Below are 23,678 nucleotides of genomic sequence, written 5' to 3' on the forward strand. Positions count from 1 at the left end.
AGAATTCAATCAAAATATTTGGCTAAGTTATGATGATAATGTGATCAAAATAAAATGAGAAATAGATGAATTATTTAGAAATTATTGGCAAAAAATTAATTCATACCCAAGGGGGCAAGAGTATATCGATTGGGCAGTATTGAAACTTGAGCAAGGTTTTGAAACAGAGTCTATTATTACTTTAGTTTCGTTATTGCTAGAAATTTTTCTTGATGTAGATATTGCAGAAGCATATTTTACTCAATCTATTGAGGAAGTTGGATTACCATACCCAATTGATAAAATTGCAATTTATGCATATTTATAGTTTTATTGCGACGAAGTGATTCTTGGTGAAATTGAACCTGAGTATGCTGCCAGTGAATTAAATGAAATTTGTGAAAATATAAAATTTAATCCAAAATTTAAAACGATTTATCATTCAACAATGATGGTTTAGTATGATCTGATAGAGGATTTAGACAATCTCTCTATGGATGAGCCATCAATTTATCATACTGAGTTTAATCATATTAATGTAGATGATTATATATTGGAAAAGGCAGATCAATTTAAAGCTGTGCTATCACTTGATTGATCATAAAGGCTTCGAGAGCTTTTCATTTGGAAAATAGAATTAAATAATAGAAGATATAAAATAAATATACCTTTAAATTATCATTATCGTATAATTTAGTAATATTTTGAAAGGCTGAGCTCGATATTTGTGTCTGAATTTACAATAAACTCGTTAAACACTTTAAAACCAAATTTTAAAGTTTTACCCTTTAAAGATCGCGTGTTATGTGGATTTGGTGCGCTCATCGGTCTAGCTATTTCTTCATTAATCAGTTGGCACGTGCTAGGTGGGTTTAATGCATGGTATATCGCACCAATGGGAGCATCATCGGTCTTATTATTTGCAGTTCCTGCTAGCCCCTTAGCACAGCCGTGGAATGTTGTAATAGGTAATACCATTGCAGGAGTCATTGGTGTTAGCTGTGCCTTATTCATTGCAGAGCCGACGCTTGCCTTTAGCTTGGCTGTTGCACTGACTATTTTTCTAATGATGAGTACAGATTCCTTACATCCACCAAGTGGGGCTGTGGCAATTACTGCTGTGATGGGAGGTGAGTCGATTCATCAACTAGGTTATGCATTTGTTTTTTATCCTGTGTTACTCAATTCAATTTTACTGCTGATTGTTGCGGTAATTTATAACCGAATGCTGGGTAAGCAATTTCCTCAAGTTGCGCAAATCAATACGCGTTCTAAAGATCCAACGCCAACCCAAAAAGTCACAATTCAACCGCAGGACATTAAAGATGCGCTTGCTGATCAGACTGAATTACTCGATATCAGTGAATATGACTTACAGAAAATTATTCTAAAAGCACAAGAAAATGCCAATGCTCGACAGGTCGGTGATTATTTATGTCAGGACATTATGAGTAAAGATGTAATTTTTTTACATGCTGAAGATGACATTCATAAGGCATTAGACAAGTTTAAGCAGGTCAATTTAATGAGTTTGCCTGTAGTGAATGTGGACAATGAATTAGTGGGCACACTTGCATTGTATGAAGTGGTGGAGTGGTTTAAAGGTTCAACAGATGTACATACATCATGGCAGCATTTAGTGAAACAGATTATGAATCTGCAAGTAGTGACGGTACAACCTCAGCAACCGATTCAGGATTTAATTCCTTATTTTGTTGAGCGGTCATTCAATTATATTCCTGTGGTTGATGGTAAAAAGATCGTTGGGATTATTAGTCGTGCCGATATGATTGCAGCTATGCAACAGTTATTGCTGAAAAAATAAAGCTTTAAAAGTTTACTATTTAAAGTCAAACCTAAGGCAAAAAAACTGCGATACATTGGGGTAATGATCGCAGTATAAAAATGAAGTAAGAAATCTATATAAATGTATTATCGATGAAAATTGTTTTCTTCAGACACCGTACGCATGTTGTATGGAGTTTCAATGCGTTGTGTTTGCTTTGGCATGAGCAACCATAATACAAGGTAAACCAAAATGCCTGGAAAGGCTGCACTCATTAGGGAAACCACCACAAAGATGATACGTAATAGTGTTGGATTCCAACCAAAACGTTCAGCAATACCGCCTATTACACCGGCGATCATATTGTGTCGGTTAGAACGGTATAAACCAGAATTGGTCATTCAAGGCTCCTTTAAAAATAAAAAATGAGAGAAACAAAAGTTTAAATATTGCTTCATTTATAAATATGGGGATGATCTATTCGACTTAAAGTCTAGAGCAAAATTATTTTGTTATTGCTCTGTAAGTATAATTTAAATGAGTTCCTTAAAATGCGAGATGAGTTTAAATAGGTAGTTGTGTATTTTTATACTTTTGTAAAAGGGCACTAAAGGTGAATGGTAGTCTGTGGGATAATCACTACTATATACAGATCTAGATGTATGGGTTTGAAGTAAAAGGTATGAACTCTTTTGATTAAGCATAAAATTTTCAGAAAATGTAAAAACAGAACAGTTTGGAGTATCGCTAATACAGCAATTTTTGCAGTATTACTTATGGCATGTTCAAACCAACAAAAAGATGACGTGAGCATGCATGAGGATATTCAGGTTGCTTCAGAAGCTACCGAGCCTCAAAAAAAGATTACAGAAGATAAAACACAGCAAGATGATGAAGGGGAAAAATTGACAGAAGCTGCAGGACCTGCTGTAACACAAGCTTTAGAGGATGATCATGTAGCGCAGGTTTCAAATGTATCGATGCCTTTTGTTGGGCGCTATCATACTGAAATTAATTGTGAAGATAAATTTGCGCATTGTGAAAAAGGATCAGCAGAATTTATTATTAACTTGCTGCCTGATGGTACGGCACATCGAACTTTTGTATATAAGGGGCGAGTGAGTAATGATAGCCATGATGAGCTTGCCAATCGTAACTATAAAAAGAATACATGGCATTATGATGAAGAACATCATCAAATTATTGTAAAAAGAATAGAAGGAATTCAATTTTTTTATAGCATTAATGATGAGCAAAACTTGGTTATAGACCGTGATAAAATTTTAAATGTTGATAAGACCAATAAGAATTATTTTTCAGTGAAAGGACATCATGCACCTGAGCATAATTATGTGATGACGAAATTTTAACGGCTAAATGCGAAAATCACTTAGAAGCTAAAATGGAATAAGCAAGAAGAGAAATAATTAAAAAAAAATACAATGGGTTGTTATAGGATTGGAAACGATGATTATTAATAGTCAAGACTCTACCAATTCTGAATACGAATGGGTGTAACAACATTTTAAGTGAGTATGATAAAAAGTAAAAATTTGAAAAAGTGAGTCCATTGAATTTAGTATGGATTGTCTAATTAAAATGAATTTAGATTTGGTTTTGTTGAAGAAACGCAGAATAAAGAAGTTCAGAAATAATCTTGAAGAGGGGAATAAATGGTGGGTCGTCCGCGATTCGAACGCGGGACCAACGGATTAAAAGTCCGCTGCTCTACCAGCTGAGCTAACGACCCTGAGTGAATTTTAGAATGAAATTCTAAATTTCTTGTAAGACTAGCGAAATGCAATTCTTACAAAAATTAGATGATATCTTTTTAGATATATCTAATTACTTTTCAGGAAAATCTGGAAAGATGATGGTGGGTCGTCCGCGATTCGAACGCGGGACCAACGGATTAAAAGTCCGCTGCTCTACCAGCTGAGCTAACGACCCATCAAGGAATCAAAATAAGTGGTGGGTCGTCCGCGATTCGAACGCGGGACCAACGGATTAAAAGTCCGCTGCTCTACCAGCTGAGCTAACGACCCTGAGCAAACATTTAGATGAAATCTTAATGTTTAGTGCAAGAATTTTGTTCTAGCACCACTGCATTTGATGGAGCGTATTGTAGCAAGATCTCCATTGAGCGCAAGTAAAAAATTCAAAAGTTGTTGGTGTTTGCTTATAAATACAACAACTTTTGTTTTTTTACTCAAAAAATAAGCGCTATTGGGTTAGAAACGATACTTGTAAGCTGCAATATTGGCTTGGATTTCAGTAGTCAGGTCGGTATATGCTGTGGCTGAAGGCAATAGCACAAGTAGTTGGTCCGAAGTTTGATTTAAATCATAGCCTTGATCTTTCAGCTTGTTTTTTTGATATTTGAATGTACCAGTGGTTTCAACGGTTTGTTGTATACGTAAAAACACAGGGACAGCATAAGCAGGAAGATTTTTTTTGAATTCTTGAACCATGTTAGTTAAATCTTGCTCGCAGAGTGTCATGCCATCAAGTAGGGTAATGGCTGCCATGCCTGCACGACCATTGGTTTCAGGAATTTCGACACCATAAACGACTGCTTCTGCAATTTTAGGATATTCACTGACAATATTTTCGACTTCCGTAGTTGAAACATTCTCACCTTTCCAACGGAAAGTATCGCCTAATCGATCGACAAATTGTGCATGACGGAAACCAATATCACGGACTAAGTCACCCGTAATAAAGTACGAATCTCCTTTTTTAAAGACATCTTTCATAATTACAGATTTGTTTTTTTCAGGATCGGTGTAACCATCGAAAGGAGAGCGACTGGTAATTTTACCAATCAATAAACCGACTTCACCTTTGCTGACTTTTTTACAAAAGCCTTTTGCATCATGAATGGCTTCATTTTTTTCTTTATCGAATTGAATAATGGCATACGGTGTTGGAGAAAAGCCCACGGTATTGTCAAAGTTAAAGATATTACTAAAACCGACATTACCTTCACTTGATGCATAAAGTTCTAAAATTTCCTCTACACCAAAACGCTCTTTAAATTTGCTCCAAATGTTTGGACGCATACCATTACCAATCATTTTGGTTACACGATGTGAATGATCAAGTTCTGAAATAGGTGCATCCATCAGATAACGGCATAGCTCACCGACATAACCAATTGCAGAAGCATTATATTTTTTAACATCGGGCCAAAACTGTGAAGTGGAGTACTTACGGCGAATTGCAAGTGCTGAACTCCCTGCAATCACACCACACCAACACACCACCATACCTGTAGCATGATAAAGCGGTAGAGTGCAGTACATTACATCATCTTCTTTTAAGTTGAGAATGTGACCATACGTGCCGTAAGCGAGTGTCCAACGACTGTTGGTAAAGATTACGGCTTTTGGTAAGCCTGTTGTACCTGATGTGTAAATGTAGAATAAACCATCTGAACCTTGGACTTTATGTGTTGTCGGTACATTAAATTTTGGAAATTGATCAACAATTTCAGCAAGATTTTGGAAGCCGTTAGGTGCTGTACCTTTGTCTTGTTGTGTGGGTTGATCTGCAAACCAATAAAAACGATTAGGAGGAATGTTTAAATCTTGACGAATTTCATCAACAGCTTCACGGCATTCATCACCGATAATAAGGGCCACAGGATTAACAAGGTTGATGCTATGTGACAAAACTTTGCCTATTTGTGATGTATTCACAAGCGCAGAAGTTACCCCAATTTTAGCAAGAGCAATGACCGTTGCAATAAGTTCGGCACGGTTTTCAATAATGACAGTGACAACATCACCTTTATTTAACCCAATAGATAGGTAATAGTGTGCAATTTGGTTTGCCCAACCATTTAAGTCTTGGTAGCTATAGCGCTGCTCTTCAAAGAGTAATGCATCACCGTAAGGATTACGTTTAACTGCACGTTCAAATGCCAATCCTAAACCTGTGGGCGTTTTTGCAGTGCGAATATAAGCTTGTGACAAACCTGTAAGTAAATGAGGTACTTTGTGGAGAAATTTTGGTAGATGTGAAACAACATCAGAGATGCTGATTAAGTCATTTTGTGGTGTCTGGCTCATAGAAATCCTGTTATTTTTCGTAATCCAATCATGCCGATTTGAAGCAAAATATTTGCGCTTTTATACACCTGTCTTTTTATAGGTTAAAAACTAGTGCAATCAACCTAATTTAATAAAAAGGTTAAAAATATCCTTAAAAATAACAAAAAAAACCAGTCATCGGAATGACTGGTTTTTTTTATTTTATCGCATTTGTGCAATTGATCTAAAGATCAATCACTCTGCGACTGGTGTTTTCTTTGGTGGACGACCACGTGGGCGACGTGGGCGAACAGGTTTTTCATCATCCACCTTATCTGTTGTTTCGCTAGATGTGTCTGTTTGTGCTTCATCTGTACTGACGGCTTGCTTAGTAACCGATTCAGTTAGAGCAATTCCAGTTGATTCAGTCGGTGTAACGGCTGAATCAATCGTAACAGTTTCTTCTTCAGTAGGAGCAGCATCTATAATTGCTTCAACGGTAGATTCTTCTGCTTGAACAGTTTCAGCTTGGGCAGTTTCTGTTACAGCAGCATCAGCAATAACAACATCTTCAACTACTGTTTCGGTTACTTCAACGCTTGGTTGGGCCACTTCTTCAATGTGAGCATGCTTTGCTTGTTCGTGTGCTTGCTCAGCTGCTTGTTTTGCTAAACGACGACGTTCACGAGGATCATTTGCTACACGTGTATCAGACACAGCTTTTGGCGGTGTTAGATCAAGCATAGGTGCAGGTTCTGCCTCAACTTTGACTTGAGTCACAACAGCATCACGAGTAACAGGCTTTTTCTCTACTTCGACTTCAACAGTTTCAGCCGTTAAGTTTGCTGCAAACTCTTCTGTGAATTTAAGCAAAGCACGGTTAAATGTTGGAATTAAACCAAACTGTTCAATCAGAACGGCACAATCGTTACCATAAACATGGCGGATTAAGCTACCAATCGTGTACTGACCTAAAGTTGGAACTTGTGAAGGGTTTAACTTTGGTGCAGCAGCTTTGGTTTTTGCGACTTCACGTTGCTGACGACGACGTTGACGTGGATCATTGCTCGCACGAATGTCTGTAGAACGTGATTTCTCTTGTTTAGTTGTTGCAGGTGTACGTGGTACTTCTGCTTCAACGATAACTTCAGCAACGGTTGCAACAACTTCAGCCGTTACGATAGGTTGAGCTTGGACTTGCGCTGCGACTTTAACGTGCTGTGGTGCTAATGCAACAATTTCACTACGTTCATTATCAACATTAACGACCATTGCAGTTTTCATGTTGTCATGACGTGGTGCATCAACAAGGTCGACTTTTACCTGCGCTAGTTGTGGTGCAACTTTTTCTACTGCTTGTGCAACAGGGGCATTACTTTGACTTTGCTGATCTTCATTGAAGACATTTGGGTCACGGTGACGGTTTGGTCGGTTTGGACGTTGTTGATTGTTACGGTCACGGCGCGGAACAGATTGTTGTTCAACAGGAGCATCAAACTGTTGTTCACGATCTTGTTGCTGACGCTCATGACGTGATTTTGGGTTTGGACGCTTTTGTTGTTCACGTGGTTCTTGGCGTTGCTCGTGACGCTGTTCCTGACGAGGTGTTTGTACAACTTCCTCAATCACCTGATGATGTTGTTCAGGTGCTTGCTCACGAACTTCTTTTTGTTTGTGATTTGGATTGTTGCGTTTTTTGTTGTTACGCTGAGGTTTGTCATCACGTTCTACTGATTTTTCATAAGATTTTTCAGTGTAGTGATGTTGCTGATTGTCTTGTGCACGAGCAGGAGACAAATAAGCATTGGTTTCAGCAACAGGAGCAGTCTCTACAACAGCAGGAGTTGCAACAGGTGTATTGACGGTTGTGTTGGTATTGACCTGACCAAACTGACCACGGCTCACAGCACCGCCATTGATCATTTGCTCAATTGCTGCTGCTGCATTGTTTGCCGTACGTGACTGATCTACAGTGCGCGCTTGTTTTTGTACAAACAAATTTTCTAACCAAGCACATGGGCTTGATGATGCAACTTCTGCTTGTGCTTGAACATTTTGCTGACGCTGTTGAGGGCGCTGTTGTTGAACACGTTGTTGTGATTGCTGAGCATTTTGTTGTTGAACGGGTTGCTGTGCAGTCGGTTTTCTTTGTGATTTATTGTTATTACTTTGAACAGGAGCTGCTGTATGAACATGCTCTTCTTCTAAGTGCCACTCAGATGACTCATAACCCAACTCTTTTTCGCTTAAGCGTGTTGCTTCAGTACGCTCATAGCTTGTTGGTGCAAAGCCTTCAGGATTATATGAAATTTCGTAATGTGGCGTTTCTAAATGTGGATGTGGCAATACAGTGACACGTACACCCGAAGTTTGTTCTAAATAAACAAGGCTGTGACGCTTTTCATTCAATAAGAATGCAGCAATTTCAACAGGGACTTGAATTTGAACTTCACCGTGACGTTCACGTAATGCAATCTCTTCAACCTTACGCATAATGGATAAAGATAAAGAACGTAAGTCACGAACCATACCCGTGCCATGACAACGAGGGCATACATAACCCGTTGCCTCTTCAAGAGAAGGGCGCAGGCGTTGACGACTCATTTCCATTAAGCCAAAACGAGACAATTGTCCGAATTGGATACGAGCGCGGTCACTTTGTGTTGCTTCACGAAGTTTGGCTTCAACCATACGTTGGTTGCGCTCTTTGGTCATATCAATAAAGTCGATCACCACAAGACCGCCAATATCACGTAAACGTAATTGACGCGCAATTTCTTCTGCTGCTTCAAGGTTCGTGTTTAATGCTGTTTCTTCAACATCATGACCACGAGTTGATTTTGCAGAGTTAATATCAATTGAAACCAATGCTTCAGTTTGATCAATCACAATCGAACCACCAGCAGGAAGTTTAACTTCACGCTCGTAGGCTGTCTGAATTTGGCTTTCAATACCGAAATGTGCAAACAATGGTTCGTTTAATGTATATGTTTTTAACTTGTCTAACTGATTTGGCATAACTGCTTTAACGAAGTTATACGCTTCACCAAATGCTTGTTCATTATCAATTAGGATTTCAGCAACATCATCACGTAAATAATCACGAATTGCACGTGTTACCACGCCCGCTTCTTGATGAACCAACATTGGCGATGGACCTGATGTTGCAGTATTTTGAATTTGTGCCCACAGATCAAGTAAGTGTTGCAAATCTAATTGCAATTCTTCTTGGCTGCGACCAATACCTGCAGTACGTACAATCACGCTCATACCACGAGGTGTATTGAGCGATGCAAGCATATTTTTCAATTCTTCACGTACAGAACCTGAAATTTGACGGCTAATACCGCCACCTTTCGGGTTGTTTGGCATAAGAACCAAATAACGACCAGCAAGTGAAATATAAGTTGAAAGTGCAGCGCCTTTATTACCACGTTCTTCTTTTTCAACTTGAACCAACAGCTCTGTACCTTCAGTGATGAGTTCACGAATGTTGCTTGTTTGGCGAGGATCGGCTTTGTAGTAAGTATTGGCAATTTCACGCATCGATAGGAAGCCCTGACGACCTGCGCCATATTCTACGAATACAGCTTCAAGCGAGGGTTCAACGCGAGTCACATGACCTTTGTAAATATTGGCTTTCTTTTGTTCACGCGTACGATTTTCTAAATCGAAATCATATAGACGGTGACCAGTAACGAGTGCAACGCGAACTTCTTCGGCATGTGTTGCATTGATCAGCATACGTTTCATGGGTGTAACACCTAATAGTGTAGTGATTCACACCGACAAATCGCTATTTTAAGTGAAGCGAACATCTACAATTTGGGTGGATCAACACTTAAATCATAGAAACATCCTTGATGATTTAAGGTTACAACCAACTTGTTGTATTTTTAGATACTTAAGTTGGTTTTGATACCGATCTATCTTGCTTGATGCTGCGTTACTTCTTTAATCTTTGCACAATTAAAGTTTTGAGTTTTTCACTGGTACTTGAAGTGGTGCATTGGATGACTGAATGTAGTCGTCTTTCCACTGTCACATTGCTCGAAGAGCGTCTCTATTTGGAGAGCGTCTTGATACGGAATTATCATCGTATCTTTACAAAATGTGCAGTTCCAATGCCTCAATCACTTATGTCCTGAATAACACTCTAAAGAAAGCAACTTGTCTGATGTGTTTCAGTTTATGTTTAAAACCAATCGCTGGACTATGACCAGTTTGGCGACATATATTTTTAAACAAACTGATTTTTGTACTTTAAATACAATTAAACGCAACAGTTTGTCTTTTTGCCGATATAATAAAGCCTTCGGCGTCGGCATATTCTTTTGGGACCTTTCCGTATCTGTCGTGAATTTTATACTGTGTGCGACATTCTCATTTTTTGAAAAAGATCACACTAAATTTCACTTACGGTGGTATCCGTGCGCTGACTATAGCAAACCTTGAATCATCTGCCTATGGGCTAGAGGCTTATTTTGTATGAAAAGTATAGTCTAAATGATCAGTTTTTAATCAAAATTTCGTTTTTTATTGGATCTCCTAACTGTATGAATTCTACGCAAGAATGGCAAAATGTAACTTGGTTTGAAGTTGACGAGTATCAAGAGGGTCAACGGATTGATAATTTCTTATTTTCTCGCCTTAAGGGTGTGCCAAAAAGCCGCATTTATCGCTTAATTCGTGAAGGACAAGTACGGGTCAATAAGAAACGTGTTAAAGCTGAAAGCAAACTTGCAATTGGCGATCAAATTCGTGTTGCACCAATTTTCTTTGAACAGAAAGAAGATGCTGCACCTGTATCTGATAAAGTTGCACAAAGTTTGCTTACTCGTGTCGTGTATGAAGATGAAGGTTTATTAGTTGTCAATAAACCTTCAGGTATTGCCGTACATGGCGGTAGTGGCGTGGCGTATGGTCTAATTGAAGGCTTACGTGCGGCAACAGGTAAAAAGTATTTAGAGCTGATTCATCGTATTGACCGTGATACATCTGGTTTGGTCATGATTTCTAAAAAGCGTAGTACTTTGAAAACGCTACAAGATTTTTTACGTGAACATAAAATTAAAAAAACCTATGCAGCGATTACTAAAGGTCAGGTAAGTTTAGATCGTCAATTGATTGATCAACCATTGCATCGTTATGAATTATCAAATGGCGAACGCCGTGTACGTGTATCGACAGAAGGTAAAGAGTCGAAAACACAGTGGAATGTACAAGAACGTTTTATGCATGCAACACTTGTGTATGCATCACCACTTTCAGGTCGTACCCATCAAATTCGTGTACATGGCTTGAGCATTGGTCATCCACTTATTGGTGATGATAAATATGGTCATGAAACAGAATATCGTGGACCAAAAGCACGCCGTTTATGTCTACATGCAATGCGTTTAGAAATTCCAGGTTATCCTGTGATTGAAGCACCGATGCCTGAAGATATGCAAAGTTTAATTGCTCAGCTCCGTGCGCAGAAAAAAGACAAAGAAACACCGACAAATTTGGATGAATGAAAAATTTAAATGAGTCACTGTGTCATTATTATTTTAAATCTCTCTTAATCCCTCTTTTTTTAAAAGAGGGAAATGCTCTTAGATCAAAGAGAAGATTATCAGTTGAATCAAATATTGGAGTCATCATGCAAAAACCTGTGGAACTGATTATTTTTGACTGGGATGGAACACTATTTGACTCAGTTGGACAAATTGTGGCGAGCTTAATGTTTGCTGCAAAACAGTTTGATCAACCACTGACAGAAGCAGATGCTAAAAGTATCATAGGTTTAGGTTTACCTGAGGTGGCGCAAGTTTTATTTCCTCAAGTGCCTGAGCTACATGCTGATATTCTAAAATGTTATGGCGATCATTATGTTGTAAATTCTACAGATGATCGTTGGTTTGATGGTGTGGCTGAAATGTTGCAGGACTTAAAAAGTCAAAATGTAAAATTGGCAGTCGCAACCGGTAAAAGCCGCCGTGGTCTTGATCGTGTTTTAGCGCAAACACAAAGTCAGGATTTATTTGAAATTACTCGTGCTGCAAGTGAAACTAAGTCAAAACCTGATCCGCTGATGTTAGCTGAAATTTTACAATTTACAGGTGTAAAAGCTGAACATGCGATTATGGTTGGTGATACTTCTTATGATTTAGAAATGGCTCAGAATATTGCGATGCCTCGTGTGGGTGTGAATTATGGCGTGCATACGCCCGCAGTTTTACAGTCATTTAATCCATTAGCCGTTGTAGCTGATGTCGCTACTTTACATCAATTTTTAAATGCACAAATACGCATGAAAGAGGCAATCTAAGTTTCCGATTTTATGTGTATTTAAAATAAAATATATTTTGAATGAATCAGTGCCGTATTGGAAAGTTTTAACTTTTAAATACGGCTTTTTTTTGCATATTTTTCGGTGTTATTTATATTCGTCATCAATCAAATGCTATTTGAGTTTTTACAGATTGAGGATGTTTTAAAATTCACCTTATTAGCATTTAGTCGTAGATGCTATTTTTTTCAAAAAGGATAAATAATGAATATTGAATACTTAAATTACTTTTGTTATTGATTTTTAAAACATGTTTGTTTCAGTCTAAACGGTAGACAAGATTTATAGGTTCTAACTATTGTCATAAATAAAATAAGTATTGGCACAAAAACAGCAATTTCTCGATGCTTAAACTGTTTATAAAAGTACACGTTTTAAAATATGAAGTGGTTAGATGTGGGTAAACTGCATAGATGATCTGCACCATATTTACGCCAAATTTCACATGTTATATGTAGAAATTCAGCCCTCTAAAACGTGACTGACCCATTTTGCAGTTTAAGGAAACATGATGTCGAATTCTGCTGTTGTTGAAACAAGTGTTGAAGTGGTTGCTTTGGCTTTAAGAGAAGCTGAATTGTCAAAAAATGCGATTGCACCTGTGCGCCCACAATTGGGTGGTGAAAGTGCAGATGTGGATATTGCTTATGCTGTGCAAGAAGTAAATACACAACGTGCGTTAGCTGAAGGTCGTCGTTTGGTGGGTCGTAAAATTGGTTTAACATCAGTTGCGGTACAAAAGCAATTGGGTGTGGACTCTCCTGATTTTGGTATGTTATTCGCCGACATGTCGTATGGCGATGGCGAAGCGATTCCGGCAGGATTACTGATTCAGCCAAAAGTTGAAGCTGAAATTGCTTTGGTTATCAATAAAGATTTAACTCAAGAAAAACACACTTACGCAGATATTATCAGTGCAACTGAATATGCATTGCCTGCTGTAGAAGTAGTCGATAGCCGTATTGAAAATTGGAAAATTTCATTGATTGATACCGTTGCAGATAACGCATCTTCTGCAGCTTATGTTTTGGGTTCACGTCCTGTGAAACTTGAAGATCTTGACCTTGTAAATTGCAAAATGACTATGACTTGTCGTGGGGAAGTGGTTTCTCAAGGTATCGGTAAAGCATGTTTATCAAATCCACTCAATGCTGCTGTATGGCTTGCCGATGAGATGGTACGCCGTGGTCGTCCATTACTTGCAGGTGACATCATTTTAACAGGTGCGCTTGGGCCAATGGTTGTTGCCAATGCCGGTGATGAATTCCTTGTTGAAATTGAAGGTTTTGGTTCAGTAACTGCGGCATTCGCTGCGGAATAAGATTTTACATCGACAGTATGAATTCATTAAAACTGACTACATTTTCAATTAAAAAGAAAAGTAAGAGTTTTTGAGTGCTGTCTGATCACGCTATTTTGAAGAGATATCGTTCATGAAAAAAATTAAATGTGCCTTGATTGGTCCAGGTAATATCGGTACAGATTTACTTTATAAATTACAACGCAGTGAATGGTTGGAGCCAGTATGGATGGTGGGTATTGATCCAACATCGGAAGGTTTGGCTCGTGCTGAAAAAATGGGTATTAAAACCACAAGTGATGGTGTTGATGGGTTACTTCCTCACGTTCTAGAAGATGAAATCAAAATTGCTTTTGATGCAACATCTGCCTATGTGCATGCTGAAAACAGTCGTAAGTTAAATGAACTTGGCGTGTTGATGATCGACTTAACACCTGCTGCAATCGGTCCATTTTGTGTACCGCCAGTCAATCTTGAAGCCTTGCTTGAAGCAGGCGAAGTACCGAATGTGAATATGGTGACATGTGGTGGTCAAGCAACAATTCCAATGGTTGCTGCTATTTCACGTGTTCAGTCTGTGAACTATGGCGAAATTATTGCCACTGTATCGACAAAATCTGTTGGACCAGGGACACGTAAAAATATTGATGAATTTACTCGTACCACGGCGGGTGCAATTGAGCAGGTTGGCGGTGCGAAAGCAGGTAAAGCGATCATTATCATTAACCCTGCTGAGCCGCCACTCATGATGCGTGACACCGTACATTGCTTAGTTGAAGGTGAGCCTGATCAGGCTGCAATTACGGAATCTGTGCATGCCATGATTAAGGACGTTCAAAAATATGTTCCAGGTTATAAACTTGTAAATGGTCCTGTATTTGATGGTAACCGTGTTTCAATTTTCTTAGAAGTTGAAGGTTTGGGTGATTATTTACCTAAATATGCTGGGAACTTGGACATTATGACGGCAGCTGCTGCACGTACTGCTGAAATGTTTGCTGAACGTCTCATTGCGAATCAAACCACTGAAGCTTAAGGATGAATACTATGTCTAAAATTATTATTAATGATATGACACTACGTGACGGTATGCATCCGCAGCGTCATCAAACCTCTATTGAGCAAATGATTGCCATTTCAACTGCACTTGATGATGCTGGAGTCCCACTGATTGAAGTGACACATGGTGATGGTCTTGGTGGAAATTCAGTAAATTACGGTTTTGCTGCTGCAACGGACGAAGAGTATTTATCTGCTGTTGTGCCGTTGATGAAAAATGCCAAAGTCACTGCATTGTTACTTCCTGGAATTGGTACGGTTGATCATTTGCATATGGCGCATGAAATTGGTGTTTCTACCATTCGTGTGGCTACACATTCAACAGAAGCAGATTGTTCAGAACAGCATATTACTGCTGCTCGTAAGTTGGGTATGGATACTGTAGGCTTTTTGATGATGGCGCATATGGCATCTCCTGAGCATCTTCTAGAAGAAGCGAAAAAGATGGTATCTTATGGAGCAAACTGTATTTATGTAACCGATTCTGCTGGTTATATGTTGCCAAATGATGTCACAGATCGTATTGATACTTTACGTCAAAGTTTAGATTCAAATATAGAAATTGGTTTCCATGGTCATCATAATTTAGGTATGGGTGTGGCAAATTCTGTTGCAGCTGTAAATGCAGGTGCAATACGTATTGACTTGGCATCTGCTGGTCTTGGCGCAGGCGCAGGCAATACACCGCTTGAATTGTTTGTCGCTGTTGCTAACCGTATGAAAATGGAAACTGGCATCGACTTGTTTAAAGTACAAGACATTGCAGAAGACCTTGTTATTCCAATGATGCACAATCCAATTCGTGCAGACCGAGATGCAGCAACGTTAGGCTATGCGGGTGTTTATTCATCTTTCTTATTGTTTGCAAAACGCGCTGAAGCAAAATATGGTGTATCTGCACGTGATATTTTGATGGAGTTAGGGCGTCGTGGTACGGTTGGTGGTCAGGAAGATATGATTGAAGATTTAGCATTGACTATGTCTAAAGCCAAAGAAGCGCATGCTTAAGTCGGATTAACGAAATAAGTACAGGAAATTTATCCTGTACTTATTTTTATGGATTAGACAAATAGAATATTAGAAAGCAGGTTTTAGAAAAAATACCCAATTGAAAAGGCAAACATTTTATTGATGTCTTGATTATCACCTTGAGCGAGTGAAGTGCTACTGCCACCAACAGCAGGGTCATTTTTACTAATGATATATTCTGCTTGAACACCAATGTCTTTATAAAAGAAATACACCCCAGCATTGATTCGTTCTGAATCAAGATATCCTTGCTGATCTTTATAGTATTTTCCATAAGATAGATAAGGTTTAATTTCAGGAACATTTTCAAAAGGTTGTTTGATCGAGTAATTGATTTCGTTCAACATAAAGTTGCCATCATTGGCAACTTGATAAGAAAAATCGCGAGCACCTAATGTCGAATCATTTGGACGTAATGCATCTGCATTGTTTACTTTTTGCTGTCCTGCGATAATCAACCACTGCCAGTTTTGATAATCCGTTGTGGCAAAAGCATTCCAAGAGTCTCGTTTGCCCGTTTCACCACTGATTCGATTGTCTAGGTCAGAGTGTAAATATGATGCACCAACTTCAGTTTTAAAGTTCTTTTCTGCATCAATTTTAAATGTTTTAGCAAAGCGTGTTGCCCAGATATTTTCTTCTTCAATATGTGTCCCGTTTTCAATATCATCAGCTTCGACATAACTCACGCCATATCGGCTTGAGTCTTTACTTACACCTTTAAAATTACCACCATCTTTAGGATAAAAACCGAGTGTAAAAGCATAATCATTTTGATTTAACTTGTACTTAACACCGACGTTTTCTACGCCTTCAAAACCCATTGATGAGAAAAGAGAGCCATAGTTGGTGTTACCCCAGTATCGACCAAAACCGAATTCAACATCTTGTTGACCTGCTGAAATACGGCTATGTTCATTGAGTTTATAGCCTAACCAAGCGTCACGGATAAAGACTGCATCACATAAACGATCATATTGGTAGCAACGAGCTTCGAAAGAGGCAAGCCAATTGGGATTTTCATAATTTAGCATCAGTTTAATATCGAGGAATTTGAATTGTCCATTGGTCGAACCTTCGCTCATATCATCAGCAAAATCTTTGTAAACATAAGCACCACGAACAGCACCGCCAATATTTAGACTACCGATATCCGTTTTTGAGTCACCTATATTGATAGTGCCTGCGTGTGCAGAACCTGTACCGATGAGTGTAGAAAGCGCAAGAAGGGTAAAAATTTTATTCATCTTAATAAGTCCCTGTTTAAGATGGAGGTATTAATGACTGCTGTAAAAATGCAGGCAGAGTACAAGCACTCAATACAAAAAATGATGTATTGAGGCTGTACGAAATGATTAGATTAAATTTGAAACAAGAGGGGTTTTATCGGCTCAATGTTGTGGCACTTTCCATGCGCTTTGTACTTGTTGAGCAATTGCAGGATAGTTCATTACGAAACGAACATGCGTTTCTACGCCAGTTTTTAAAGTTGCATCATCAACAATGAATTCAGAGCTGTGATTTGGTGCCGCTTTAGCCATATCTTGGTTGTCAGGCGTTGCACCCAAGAAAACAAATAGAGATGGCATTAATGTCCCATAATAGGCAAAGTCCTCGCTTGGGCTAGCATTGTTATCCATAAGATGTAATTGAGATTTGCCGACCACCGTTTCAAGTGCTGGTGCTATAAGTTCGGTTAATGTTTTATTGTTACTGGTGACAGGCGCATAAGATGAAATTTCAACATTTGCTGTGACATTATTCGCAAGAGCAGTAGATTTCACCATTTCTGGGAGTTTTTTCAATATATTCTGGCGGATGTCTTCATGATTAGTACGGATAGTCCCTGCCATCGATACTTCTTCGGGAATAACATTGCTTACTGTCCCACCTGCAATTTTACCTACACTGACAACGCCCATACCTTTAGTTAAGTTTGAATGGCGACTGATCAGCGTTTGTAGGTTATTAATCACTTGAGCCGATGCCACGATTGGATCTGTACCTGCCCATGGCATAGATGCATGGACTTGTTGCCCTGTTAATTTAATACGGAATTCATCTGCACTATTTAAAATCGCACCACTTTTATAAAAAAGGTTGCCAGTTGGCATACCAGAAATCACATGCATTCCGAAAATAACTTCAGGTTTGTGTTGTTTAAATGCACCATCGGCAATCATTTTACGAGAACCAATTTGGTCACCTTGGGTAAAATTATCGATGTCTGCTGCGCCTTCTTCAGCAGGTTGGAAAACAAAAACAACAGTACCCGCAATTTTCTCTTTATTTTCAGCTAGAACTTTGGCAGCACTGAGCAACATTGCTGTATGCGTGTCATGACCGCAGGCATGCATCACAGGTTCTTGCTTTCCTTGGTAAAGCGCTTTTTCTTTACTGGCAAAACTTAGTCCAGTTTTTTCCTGTACAGGTAATGCATCCATATCTGCACGAAGTGCCATGACAGGGCCAGGTAATGCACCTTTTAAAATACCAATCACACCAGTTTTAGCAAATCCAGTTTTGACTTCAATCCCATACGATTTAAGCTCTTTTTGCACAAGCTTAGAAGTTTTGAATTCCATATTACCAAGTTCAGGATATTGATGAATTTGATGGCGGAGTTGAATAGTCTGGGCTTCAACTTGAGTAGCAGAGTCTTTAATCCAATCTGCTGAACTGACTTGACTCATACCAATAAGTGGTAGTGTTAAAAATAGTGTTTGAATTCCTTTCATAACCTTATTTCCTTTGCATTTTAAACGATGAGAAGGGTAAGGGTTCTTTTTCTTAAATTCAAAAACTTTAAAAGTATATTAATATCTATGTGAAGTATTTGCTAAAGATACAAGAAATCAGAACTTCACTAAAATGCTGGAATTCTTATGCGCTAAAATATTTTTTTTAAAAAAAGGTAATGAATAATTAGATATTGATGATGTTTCAATTCACAAAAAAATGGTTTAAGACAACTTATATATTTGAAAAATTAGGCAGATAAAACACATCTAATGGGACAATTTTTATCTATTTTTAAAGGCTGAAAATCTTAGATATATATTATAAAGCGATGATCTGATATTTGAATTATATCAATTTAATGCTGTGCATAAAAAATGAAAATAATCGCTTAAACTTAAAAGCGATTAATCTAATATTTTTATGTGATATTTATGATTTAAATTATAAAAATAAGCTATAAAACAGAAAATTACCTGTGATTTCTGATCGAAGTGTAAAAAACACTTAGTGTTAAAAAGTATAAGCATTTATGCAACAATAAATACTGAGTTGTGTTGGGGGAAAATATTAATACTCTAGTCTGATTTTTTCAATTGAGTGAGTTCAGCATGATGTATACATCACTTAAACTGATGATTGGAAAATTTAGTCATGCGTCGTCAAACACTATGGATAGTAATGAGTGCTGTAACAGTTTTTTTAGGGACAACTGCGACTTACGCAGATTTTGTTGACGACAGTCAAGTACAACTTAAATTACGCAACTTCTATTTAGACCGCCAATTAGACCAACCTGATCCTACTAAACCACAAGATTTTGGCAGTTGGTCGCAAGGAATAACACTTGATGCAAAATCAGGTTATGCAGAGATTGGTCCAGTAAAAGTTGGTGTTGATGTTTTGGCACAGTATGCATTACGCTTGAGCGGAGATCGTGGCGATAATGATTACGTGATGCCTTACAATTACAATAGCAGAGAGCAAGCTCGTGATAACTTAAAAGTAGGCGCAACGCTAAAAGCGAAGATTGGCCAAACTGAATTGAAAGTCGGTGAGATTTTACCTGTATCACCTGTAGTGCATTTTGACCCATCTCGTCAATTGCTCACGACTTTTGAAGGTGCTTGGTTAGAGTCTAAAGACCTTAAAAATACCAAAGTCACCTTGGGGTATTTAGATGGTATCAATGCACGTTATGAAAACCAAGTGCATGATTTTGGGCTTTGGCCAAATGAACTGAATACTGATAAAGGTAAGGTTCGTGTCGGTGATAGCGAAAGTATGCTTATAGCAGGTGTTGATTATCAAATTACGCCTGAGCTGGTAGCGAGCTATTTCTACGCCGATGTAGACAATATTTACCGTCAAAATTATTTAGGTTTTGCATTCAATAAAAAGTTGGATGAGCATAATAAAATAGCCACGCACATTCGTTATTTTGATAATCAAAATTCAGGCGATGCAATTTATGGTGAGATTGATAACCAAGCGCTGTCGTTAAAAGGTGCTTGGACACATGACAACCATACGATTGATGTGGGTTATCAGCAAATTTTTGGCGATACGGGTAATGTAAATGCGATGTTCCCAACATTGTCAGGTTGGGTGCCACAGCCTTATTTGGTGAACTGGTCTGTAGCCAGCTTTATTCGTAAGGATGAGCGTTCTTGGAGTTTGGGCTATACCTATGACTTTAAAGATACTGTTGTAAAAGGACTGACTGTGACAGCACGTCATTATGATGGCAGTAATATTCAAAATAATAATGGCACACGAGGCAAAGAGCAGGAAGACAACTTAATTGTGAATTATGTTGTTCCTGAAGGGAAGTTGAAAGGCTTAGGTTTTCAGTGGATGTATATTAATGTGAACTATGCAAATGTGCCAGGCTTTGTAGATTTGCAAGAAAATCGAGTAGCAACAACATATAGCTATCGCTTCTAAACGAATAGGTCTGTGATGAATAAACAACGTGTTGAGTATTCAACACGTTTTTATTTTAAAATTCAAAATAATCAAATAAAACAATAATTTAAATAATCGTTATTTTGTAGTTTCTCATCGTTATTAAGTATCAATTTGCTTGTCATTCACAGGTATATTTATGCTGTTCAATAGGCAATTTGAATCTATCAAAATGTATTTCAATAGATTCATCCCATAGATTAAGCTGTAAAAGGAATAGGTATGAGTACTGTGCAAATCCCAGAATATAAGACTGATGCGTTCTTTGGTTTAGAGGATAAATGGATTGAAACTGCTGAAGGTGAATTGACGCACTATCATGATGTAGGTGAAGGTACACCAATCCTATTTTTACATGGTTCAGGTACTGGTGTTTCTGCGGCGGCAAACTGGTGGTTGAACTTGCCACAAATTGGTGAGCAAGCACGCTGTATCGCTATTGACACCATTGGTTATGGTCAAACTGTTGTTGCACCCAATACTGCTTATGGTATCCGTGCTTGGGTTGATCATGCTGTACGTACTTTAGATGCTTTGGGTATCGAAAAAACATGGATTGTAGGCAATTCTTTAGGTGGTTGGTTGGCTTTCCAATTTGCACTTGATTATCCAGACCGTGTTTTGGGTATTGTGTCTATGGGTACAGGCGGTGCGAAACAAACTGCGGCATTGAAAGCACATGCAAATCCTGAGTTAACTGTAGATGGGATTAAAAAGACTTTATCTATGTTCGTTGTAGATAAATCTTTAATCACTGATGAATTAGTTAAAGTACGTTTTGCTTCTGCTGAAAATGACTATGCATCGAATCGTTTGATGGATGTTGTAGGCGCACGTGATCGTGATCGGTTCGAGTTCCCGCTTGATTTTGACAAAATGAAAGACATTACAGTGCCTGTACTTTTAATTCATGGCGTACAAGATGTGGTGATTCCAGTGTCTCGTTCGTGGGATATTTTAAATACTGTGCCACATGCCGATGCACACATTTTCAGTCAGTGTGGTCATTGGTCTCAGGTTGAGAAAGCCGAAGAGTTTAATACTGTGATTAAAGATTATTTAACTGCACGTGGTGTATAAGTATTTTTAATACTTTATAGATGTTGTAGTAAAAGAAGGATGGCGAAAGCTGTCCTTTTTTATTGGTTTGATTAAATCCCCCCTGAGTCCTAATGCTGATCAGTTAAGTAAAATGATTCTACAAACCATATAAATCTCCCCTAACCCCTCTTTGAAAAAGAGGGGAACTTTTCTCAAACTTTATCCGATTTAGTGGAAAGAAACACCCTCCTTTGAAAAAGGAGGGCTGGGGAGGATTTAATAGGGAGTTTGAGAGGAATTTTAAGGCTTTAACTGATTGGTAGGATAGGCAATAGCATTACACTTCACTCAAATAAAACTCGCAGCGACATTAATGCAAATCGCTAAAATTGTAGTGTTAAATCCATATGCCAAAAGGATATGGAGCGTGTTTAAAATTCGCATGGAGCGTGAAGTGATATTGACATCGGCAGTTTGTGCGGAAGTTCCACAAACATAGCTAAAATAGATAAAGTCAGGATATGTTGGTTCAGGTGTTTTAGGGAAATCTAATCCGCCATCCTGATGTTTGGCAACAGCTAAATAAAAGTCATGTGCATAGTGAATGGCAAAAATAGTATGCATAAATAACCATGCACAGATGATTGTGGAAATTGCGAGTACAAGATGTCCTATCTTAATGATGGCGATATCGGGTAAATGTACCAATTCAATCACAATCGCAATAAAACACATGAGTAGTGATAAAACAACGAGAAAAATAATCAACCACTTACTGGCATCTTGTTGCTGAGCACGTTTTAAAATATGTGCATGATTTGCGCTCCACAAGACTTTCATGGTGAGTATGAGATAAACCACCACTGCAATATTCCAACTGATTAAAAGTATAGTTGACCATTGCCAATTTGTACTTATGTTGATGATGCAATATAAAATAGCAATCAATGGAAAACTAATAAAAAAATAGGGACGTGATTGTATAGCTACTTTAAAATGATGAAGCGCATGTATTGTCATAAGAGACATGACCTCATTTTAAATGGTGATATTTAATTACAAATAATCAAATTAGGTTCTGCTCAAATCATTAGACTTAAGTTGTAGTAAGAAAGACATTCTATTTCGATTATAAGTGTGATTTTTCTGTTTAAAAAGAACTCAATTTATAAATTAAGTTCATCAGTGATGAATTATTCAACTAGAATTAAAATTATAAAGTGTGAATAAGTACTCACTTGTTTGTATTCATTATTTATAAAATAAATAATGGGGGATGGAGTGTTTAGAAAATGGTATAAAATTCTAGCCTTCTGTTCGGTTGATATCTAAATAAAATACACGAGTAAGCAGTTCAATAAATTTATCGACTGCTACAGAATTTCGATCTTTACGATAACTTGCATAGAGATCTAAATAGGGCAACTCAACATCAAGTGAACGAATAACAGTATTGTTCATGGTCAGTGGAGCGATATAACCAGGCAGAATTGTACAACCAAGACCCATGCCAATTGAGTTGATATTAAATAAAATATTGTCAGCTCTTTGTACAATATTAAACTCAATACTATGCGCTTTTGCAAAATCTAAAATAACATCATGTAAAGTACTTGATTGCTCTTTTGCAGGAATAATAAAGTCAATGCCATTGAGGGCTGTAACAGGAATACGCTCATATTTTGCTAAAGGATGGTCTTTAGGCAAAATGAAAATTAATGGTTCACGAAGTACAAATTTACTTTCAATTTCATCGCTATGGAAATTATGTCGGGTAAACGTAATATCCAACTCGCCCTTTTTAATGGCACGCATTTGCTCAACATTATTGAGGCTTAGCAATTCAATTTTAAGGTCAGGATTTTGCACCCGTAAATTCGGTAATACATAAGGAAAGACTTTCATCTCTGCAACAGGTACAAAACCGATTCGCAACATCTTTTGTTTGGCTTTAGACACTTGACGTGCCATTGCGATCGCTTTATCTGCTTGAGCCATTGTTAAGCGAGCTTGCTCAAGAAAGACAGCACCTTCTTCGGTGAGCTCGACTTTACGCTTAGTTCGGTTGAGTAGTCTAACACCAACATCTTCTTCTAAATCTTTAATTTGCTGACTCAAAGAGGGCTGTGCGGTAAAAAGTTTGAGGGCTGCTTTACTGAAATTAAGTTCTTCAGCTACAGTGATGAAATATCGAAGGTGGCGCAATTCCATAGAGTCAATTCCATCGATTGAGTTGCAGGGAGTAATCTAAAAAATGTATCACTCTTATCTCGTCAAAGTATAATCTATAAACAAGTATGGCGTGAAGATGATTGTGCCATTTAGAAAATAAATGAAGTTCTCACTTATGTTTAAAATTTTATATAGAAAATAATGAATGTAGTAATCCATAAAATATCTTAATTGAAA

The 23,678-nt window shown here is 37.9% G+C and carries 17 protein-coding genes and 3 tRNA genes; 10 read left to right on the plus strand and 10 right to left on the minus strand.

The window, feature by feature from the left end:
- Positions 1-139 precede the first annotated feature (139 nt).
- Entirely contained in the window at positions 140-307 is a 168-nt protein-coding gene (locus FW754_RS12105) for a hypothetical protein (protein WP_446324780.1), read from the plus strand.
- A 399-nt stretch (positions 308-706) separates the two neighbouring features.
- A complete protein-coding gene (locus tag FW754_RS12110) occupies positions 707-1,804 on the plus strand; it encodes an HPP family protein (protein ID WP_446324781.1) in 1,098 nt (365 codons plus the stop codon).
- Between the two features lie 107 nt (positions 1,805-1,911).
- On the opposite strand, the gene FW754_RS12115 is transcribed toward FW754_RS12110, so the two are convergent.
- Positions 1,912-2,166 carry a PspC domain-containing protein gene (locus tag FW754_RS12115; protein WP_409512005.1) on the minus strand — a complete coding sequence of 85 codons (255 nt, stop codon included), beginning with the start codon at positions 2,164-2,166 and terminating at the stop codon, positions 1,912-1,914.
- 375 nt (positions 2,167-2,541) lie between these two features.
- On the opposite strand from FW754_RS12115, the gene FW754_RS12120 reads away from it, so the two are divergent.
- The gene (locus FW754_RS12120; protein WP_446324782.1) at positions 2,542-3,135 is read left to right on the plus strand and encodes a hypothetical protein; all 594 of its coding nucleotides are present in this window, start codon (positions 2,542-2,544) and stop codon (positions 3,133-3,135) included.
- Positions 3,136-3,439: 304 nt separating this feature from the next.
- Here the strand turns inward: FW754_RS12120 and FW754_RS12125 are convergent.
- The 5 genes from FW754_RS12125 to FW754_RS12145 form a co-directional block, all read right to left on the minus strand.
- Positions 3,440-3,515: transfer RNA gene (locus tag FW754_RS12125), tRNA-Lys, on the minus strand.
- Positions 3,516-3,639: 124 nt separating this feature from the next.
- Positions 3,640-3,715 (minus strand) — tRNA-Lys (locus FW754_RS12130).
- A 19-nt stretch (positions 3,716-3,734) separates the two neighbouring features.
- Positions 3,735-3,810: transfer RNA gene (locus FW754_RS12135), tRNA-Lys, on the minus strand.
- Between the two features lie 186 nt (positions 3,811-3,996).
- Positions 3,997-5,838 carry a long-chain-acyl-CoA synthetase gene (locus FW754_RS12140; protein WP_446324783.1) on the minus strand — a complete coding sequence of 614 codons (1,842 nt, stop codon included), beginning with the start codon at positions 5,836-5,838 and terminating at the stop codon, positions 3,997-3,999.
- Between the two features lie 216 nt (positions 5,839-6,054).
- Positions 6,055-9,552, minus strand: coding sequence for an Rne/Rng family ribonuclease (locus FW754_RS12145; RefSeq protein ID WP_446324784.1), 3,498 nt, complete (start codon positions 9,550-9,552; stop codon positions 6,055-6,057).
- 803 nt (positions 9,553-10,355) lie between these two features.
- Here FW754_RS12145 and FW754_RS12150 point away from each other — a divergent pair.
- The 5 genes from FW754_RS12150 to dmpG all read left to right on the plus strand — a co-directional run bounded on the left by FW754_RS12150 (position 10,356) and on the right by dmpG (position 15,500).
- Complete coding sequence (locus FW754_RS12150; RefSeq protein WP_409512780.1) at positions 10,356-11,318, plus strand: RluA family pseudouridine synthase; 963 nt, start codon at positions 10,356-10,358, stop codon at positions 11,316-11,318.
- Between the two features lie 125 nt (positions 11,319-11,443).
- On the plus strand, positions 11,444-12,112 hold the full coding sequence (locus FW754_RS12155; protein ID WP_446324785.1) for an HAD-IA family hydrolase: 669 nt from the start codon (positions 11,444-11,446) through the stop codon (positions 12,110-12,112).
- A gap of 532 nt (positions 12,113-12,644) precedes the next feature.
- A complete protein-coding gene (mhpD, locus tag FW754_RS12160; protein ID WP_446324786.1) occupies positions 12,645-13,454 on the plus strand; it encodes a 2-keto-4-pentenoate hydratase in 810 nt (269 codons plus the stop codon).
- Positions 13,455-13,566: 112 nt separating this feature from the next.
- Positions 13,567-14,469, plus strand: a complete 903-nt coding sequence (locus FW754_RS12165) for an acetaldehyde dehydrogenase (acetylating) (protein ID WP_419349603.1) — start codon at positions 13,567-13,569, stop codon at positions 14,467-14,469.
- An 11-nt stretch (positions 14,470-14,480) separates the two neighbouring features.
- Complete coding sequence (gene dmpG / locus FW754_RS12170; RefSeq protein ID WP_419349605.1) at positions 14,481-15,500, plus strand: 4-hydroxy-2-oxovalerate aldolase; 1,020 nt, start codon at positions 14,481-14,483, stop codon at positions 15,498-15,500.
- 83 nt (positions 15,501-15,583) lie between these two features.
- On the opposite strand, the gene FW754_RS12175 is transcribed toward dmpG, so the two are convergent.
- Both FW754_RS12175 and FW754_RS12180 read right to left on the minus strand, forming a co-directional pair.
- The gene (locus tag FW754_RS12175; RefSeq protein WP_446324787.1) at positions 15,584-16,768 is read right to left on the minus strand and encodes a porin; all 1,185 of its coding nucleotides are present in this window, start codon (positions 16,766-16,768) and stop codon (positions 15,584-15,586) included.
- Between the two features lie 144 nt (positions 16,769-16,912).
- A complete protein-coding gene (locus FW754_RS12180) occupies positions 16,913-18,259 on the minus strand; it encodes an amidohydrolase (protein ID WP_446324788.1) in 1,347 nt (448 codons plus the stop codon).
- Between the two features lie 655 nt (positions 18,260-18,914).
- Here FW754_RS12180 and FW754_RS12185 point away from each other — a divergent pair.
- Positions 18,915-20,207 (plus strand): OprD family outer membrane porin, encoded by a 1,293-nt coding sequence (locus FW754_RS12185; RefSeq protein WP_446324789.1) that lies wholly within the window; start codon positions 18,915-18,917, stop codon positions 20,205-20,207.
- 243 nt (positions 20,208-20,450) lie between these two features.
- Positions 20,451-21,308, plus strand: a complete 858-nt coding sequence (locus tag FW754_RS12190) for an alpha/beta fold hydrolase (protein WP_446324790.1) — start codon at positions 20,451-20,453, stop codon at positions 21,306-21,308.
- 309 nt (positions 21,309-21,617) lie between these two features.
- Here the strand turns inward: FW754_RS12190 and FW754_RS12195 are convergent, their stop codons facing one another.
- Both FW754_RS12195 and hcaR read right to left on the minus strand, forming a co-directional pair.
- The gene (locus tag FW754_RS12195) at positions 21,618-22,289 is read right to left on the minus strand and encodes a DUF1345 domain-containing protein (RefSeq protein ID WP_446324791.1); all 672 of its coding nucleotides are present in this window, start codon (positions 22,287-22,289) and stop codon (positions 21,618-21,620) included.
- Positions 22,290-22,574: 285 nt separating this feature from the next.
- A complete protein-coding gene (gene hcaR / locus FW754_RS12200) occupies positions 22,575-23,480 on the minus strand; it encodes a DNA-binding transcriptional regulator HcaR (RefSeq protein WP_409512790.1) in 906 nt (301 codons plus the stop codon).
- Positions 23,481-23,678: the final 198 nt, after the last annotated feature.

It is taken from the genome of Acinetobacter sp. 1207_04, assembly GCF_052850415.1.

Bases quoted from the DNA above. Each gene is read 5' to 3' on its own strand.
- FW754_RS12115 (WP_409512005.1), bottom strand. From the start codon at position 2,166: ATGACCAATTCTGGTTTATACCGTTCTAACCGACACAATATGATCGCC.
- FW754_RS12120 (WP_446324782.1), top strand. From the start codon at position 2,542: ATGGCATGTTCAAACCAACAAAAAGATGACGTGAGCATGCATGAGGAT.
- FW754_RS12140 (WP_446324783.1), bottom strand. From the start codon at position 5,838: ATGAGCCAGACACCACAAAATGACTTAATCAGCATCTCTGATGTTGTT.
- FW754_RS12145 (WP_446324784.1), bottom strand. From the start codon at position 9,552: ATGAAACGTATGCTGATCAATGCAACACATGCCGAAGAAGTTCGCGTT.
- FW754_RS12150 (WP_409512780.1), top strand. From the start codon at position 10,356: ATGAATTCTACGCAAGAATGGCAAAATGTAACTTGGTTTGAAGTTGAC.
- FW754_RS12155 (WP_446324785.1), top strand. From the start codon at position 11,444: ATGCAAAAACCTGTGGAACTGATTATTTTTGACTGGGATGGAACACTA.
- mhpD (WP_446324786.1), top strand. From the start codon at position 12,645: ATGTCGAATTCTGCTGTTGTTGAAACAAGTGTTGAAGTGGTTGCTTTG.
- FW754_RS12165 (WP_419349603.1), top strand. From the start codon at position 13,567: ATGAAAAAAATTAAATGTGCCTTGATTGGTCCAGGTAATATCGGTACA.
- dmpG (WP_419349605.1), top strand. From the start codon at position 14,481: ATGTCTAAAATTATTATTAATGATATGACACTACGTGACGGTATGCAT.
- FW754_RS12175 (WP_446324787.1), bottom strand. From the start codon at position 16,768: ATGAATAAAATTTTTACCCTTCTTGCGCTTTCTACACTCATCGGTACA.
- FW754_RS12180 (WP_446324788.1), bottom strand. From the start codon at position 18,259: ATGAAAGGAATTCAAACACTATTTTTAACACTACCACTTATTGGTATG.
- FW754_RS12185 (WP_446324789.1), top strand. From the start codon at position 18,915: ATGCGTCGTCAAACACTATGGATAGTAATGAGTGCTGTAACAGTTTTT.
- FW754_RS12190 (WP_446324790.1), top strand. From the start codon at position 20,451: ATGAGTACTGTGCAAATCCCAGAATATAAGACTGATGCGTTCTTTGGT.
- FW754_RS12195 (WP_446324791.1), bottom strand. From the start codon at position 22,289: ATGACAATACATGCGCTTCATCATTTTAAAGTAGCTATACAATCACGT.
- hcaR (WP_409512790.1), bottom strand. From the start codon at position 23,480: ATGGAATTGCGCCACCTTCGATATTTCATCACTGTAGCTGAAGAACTT.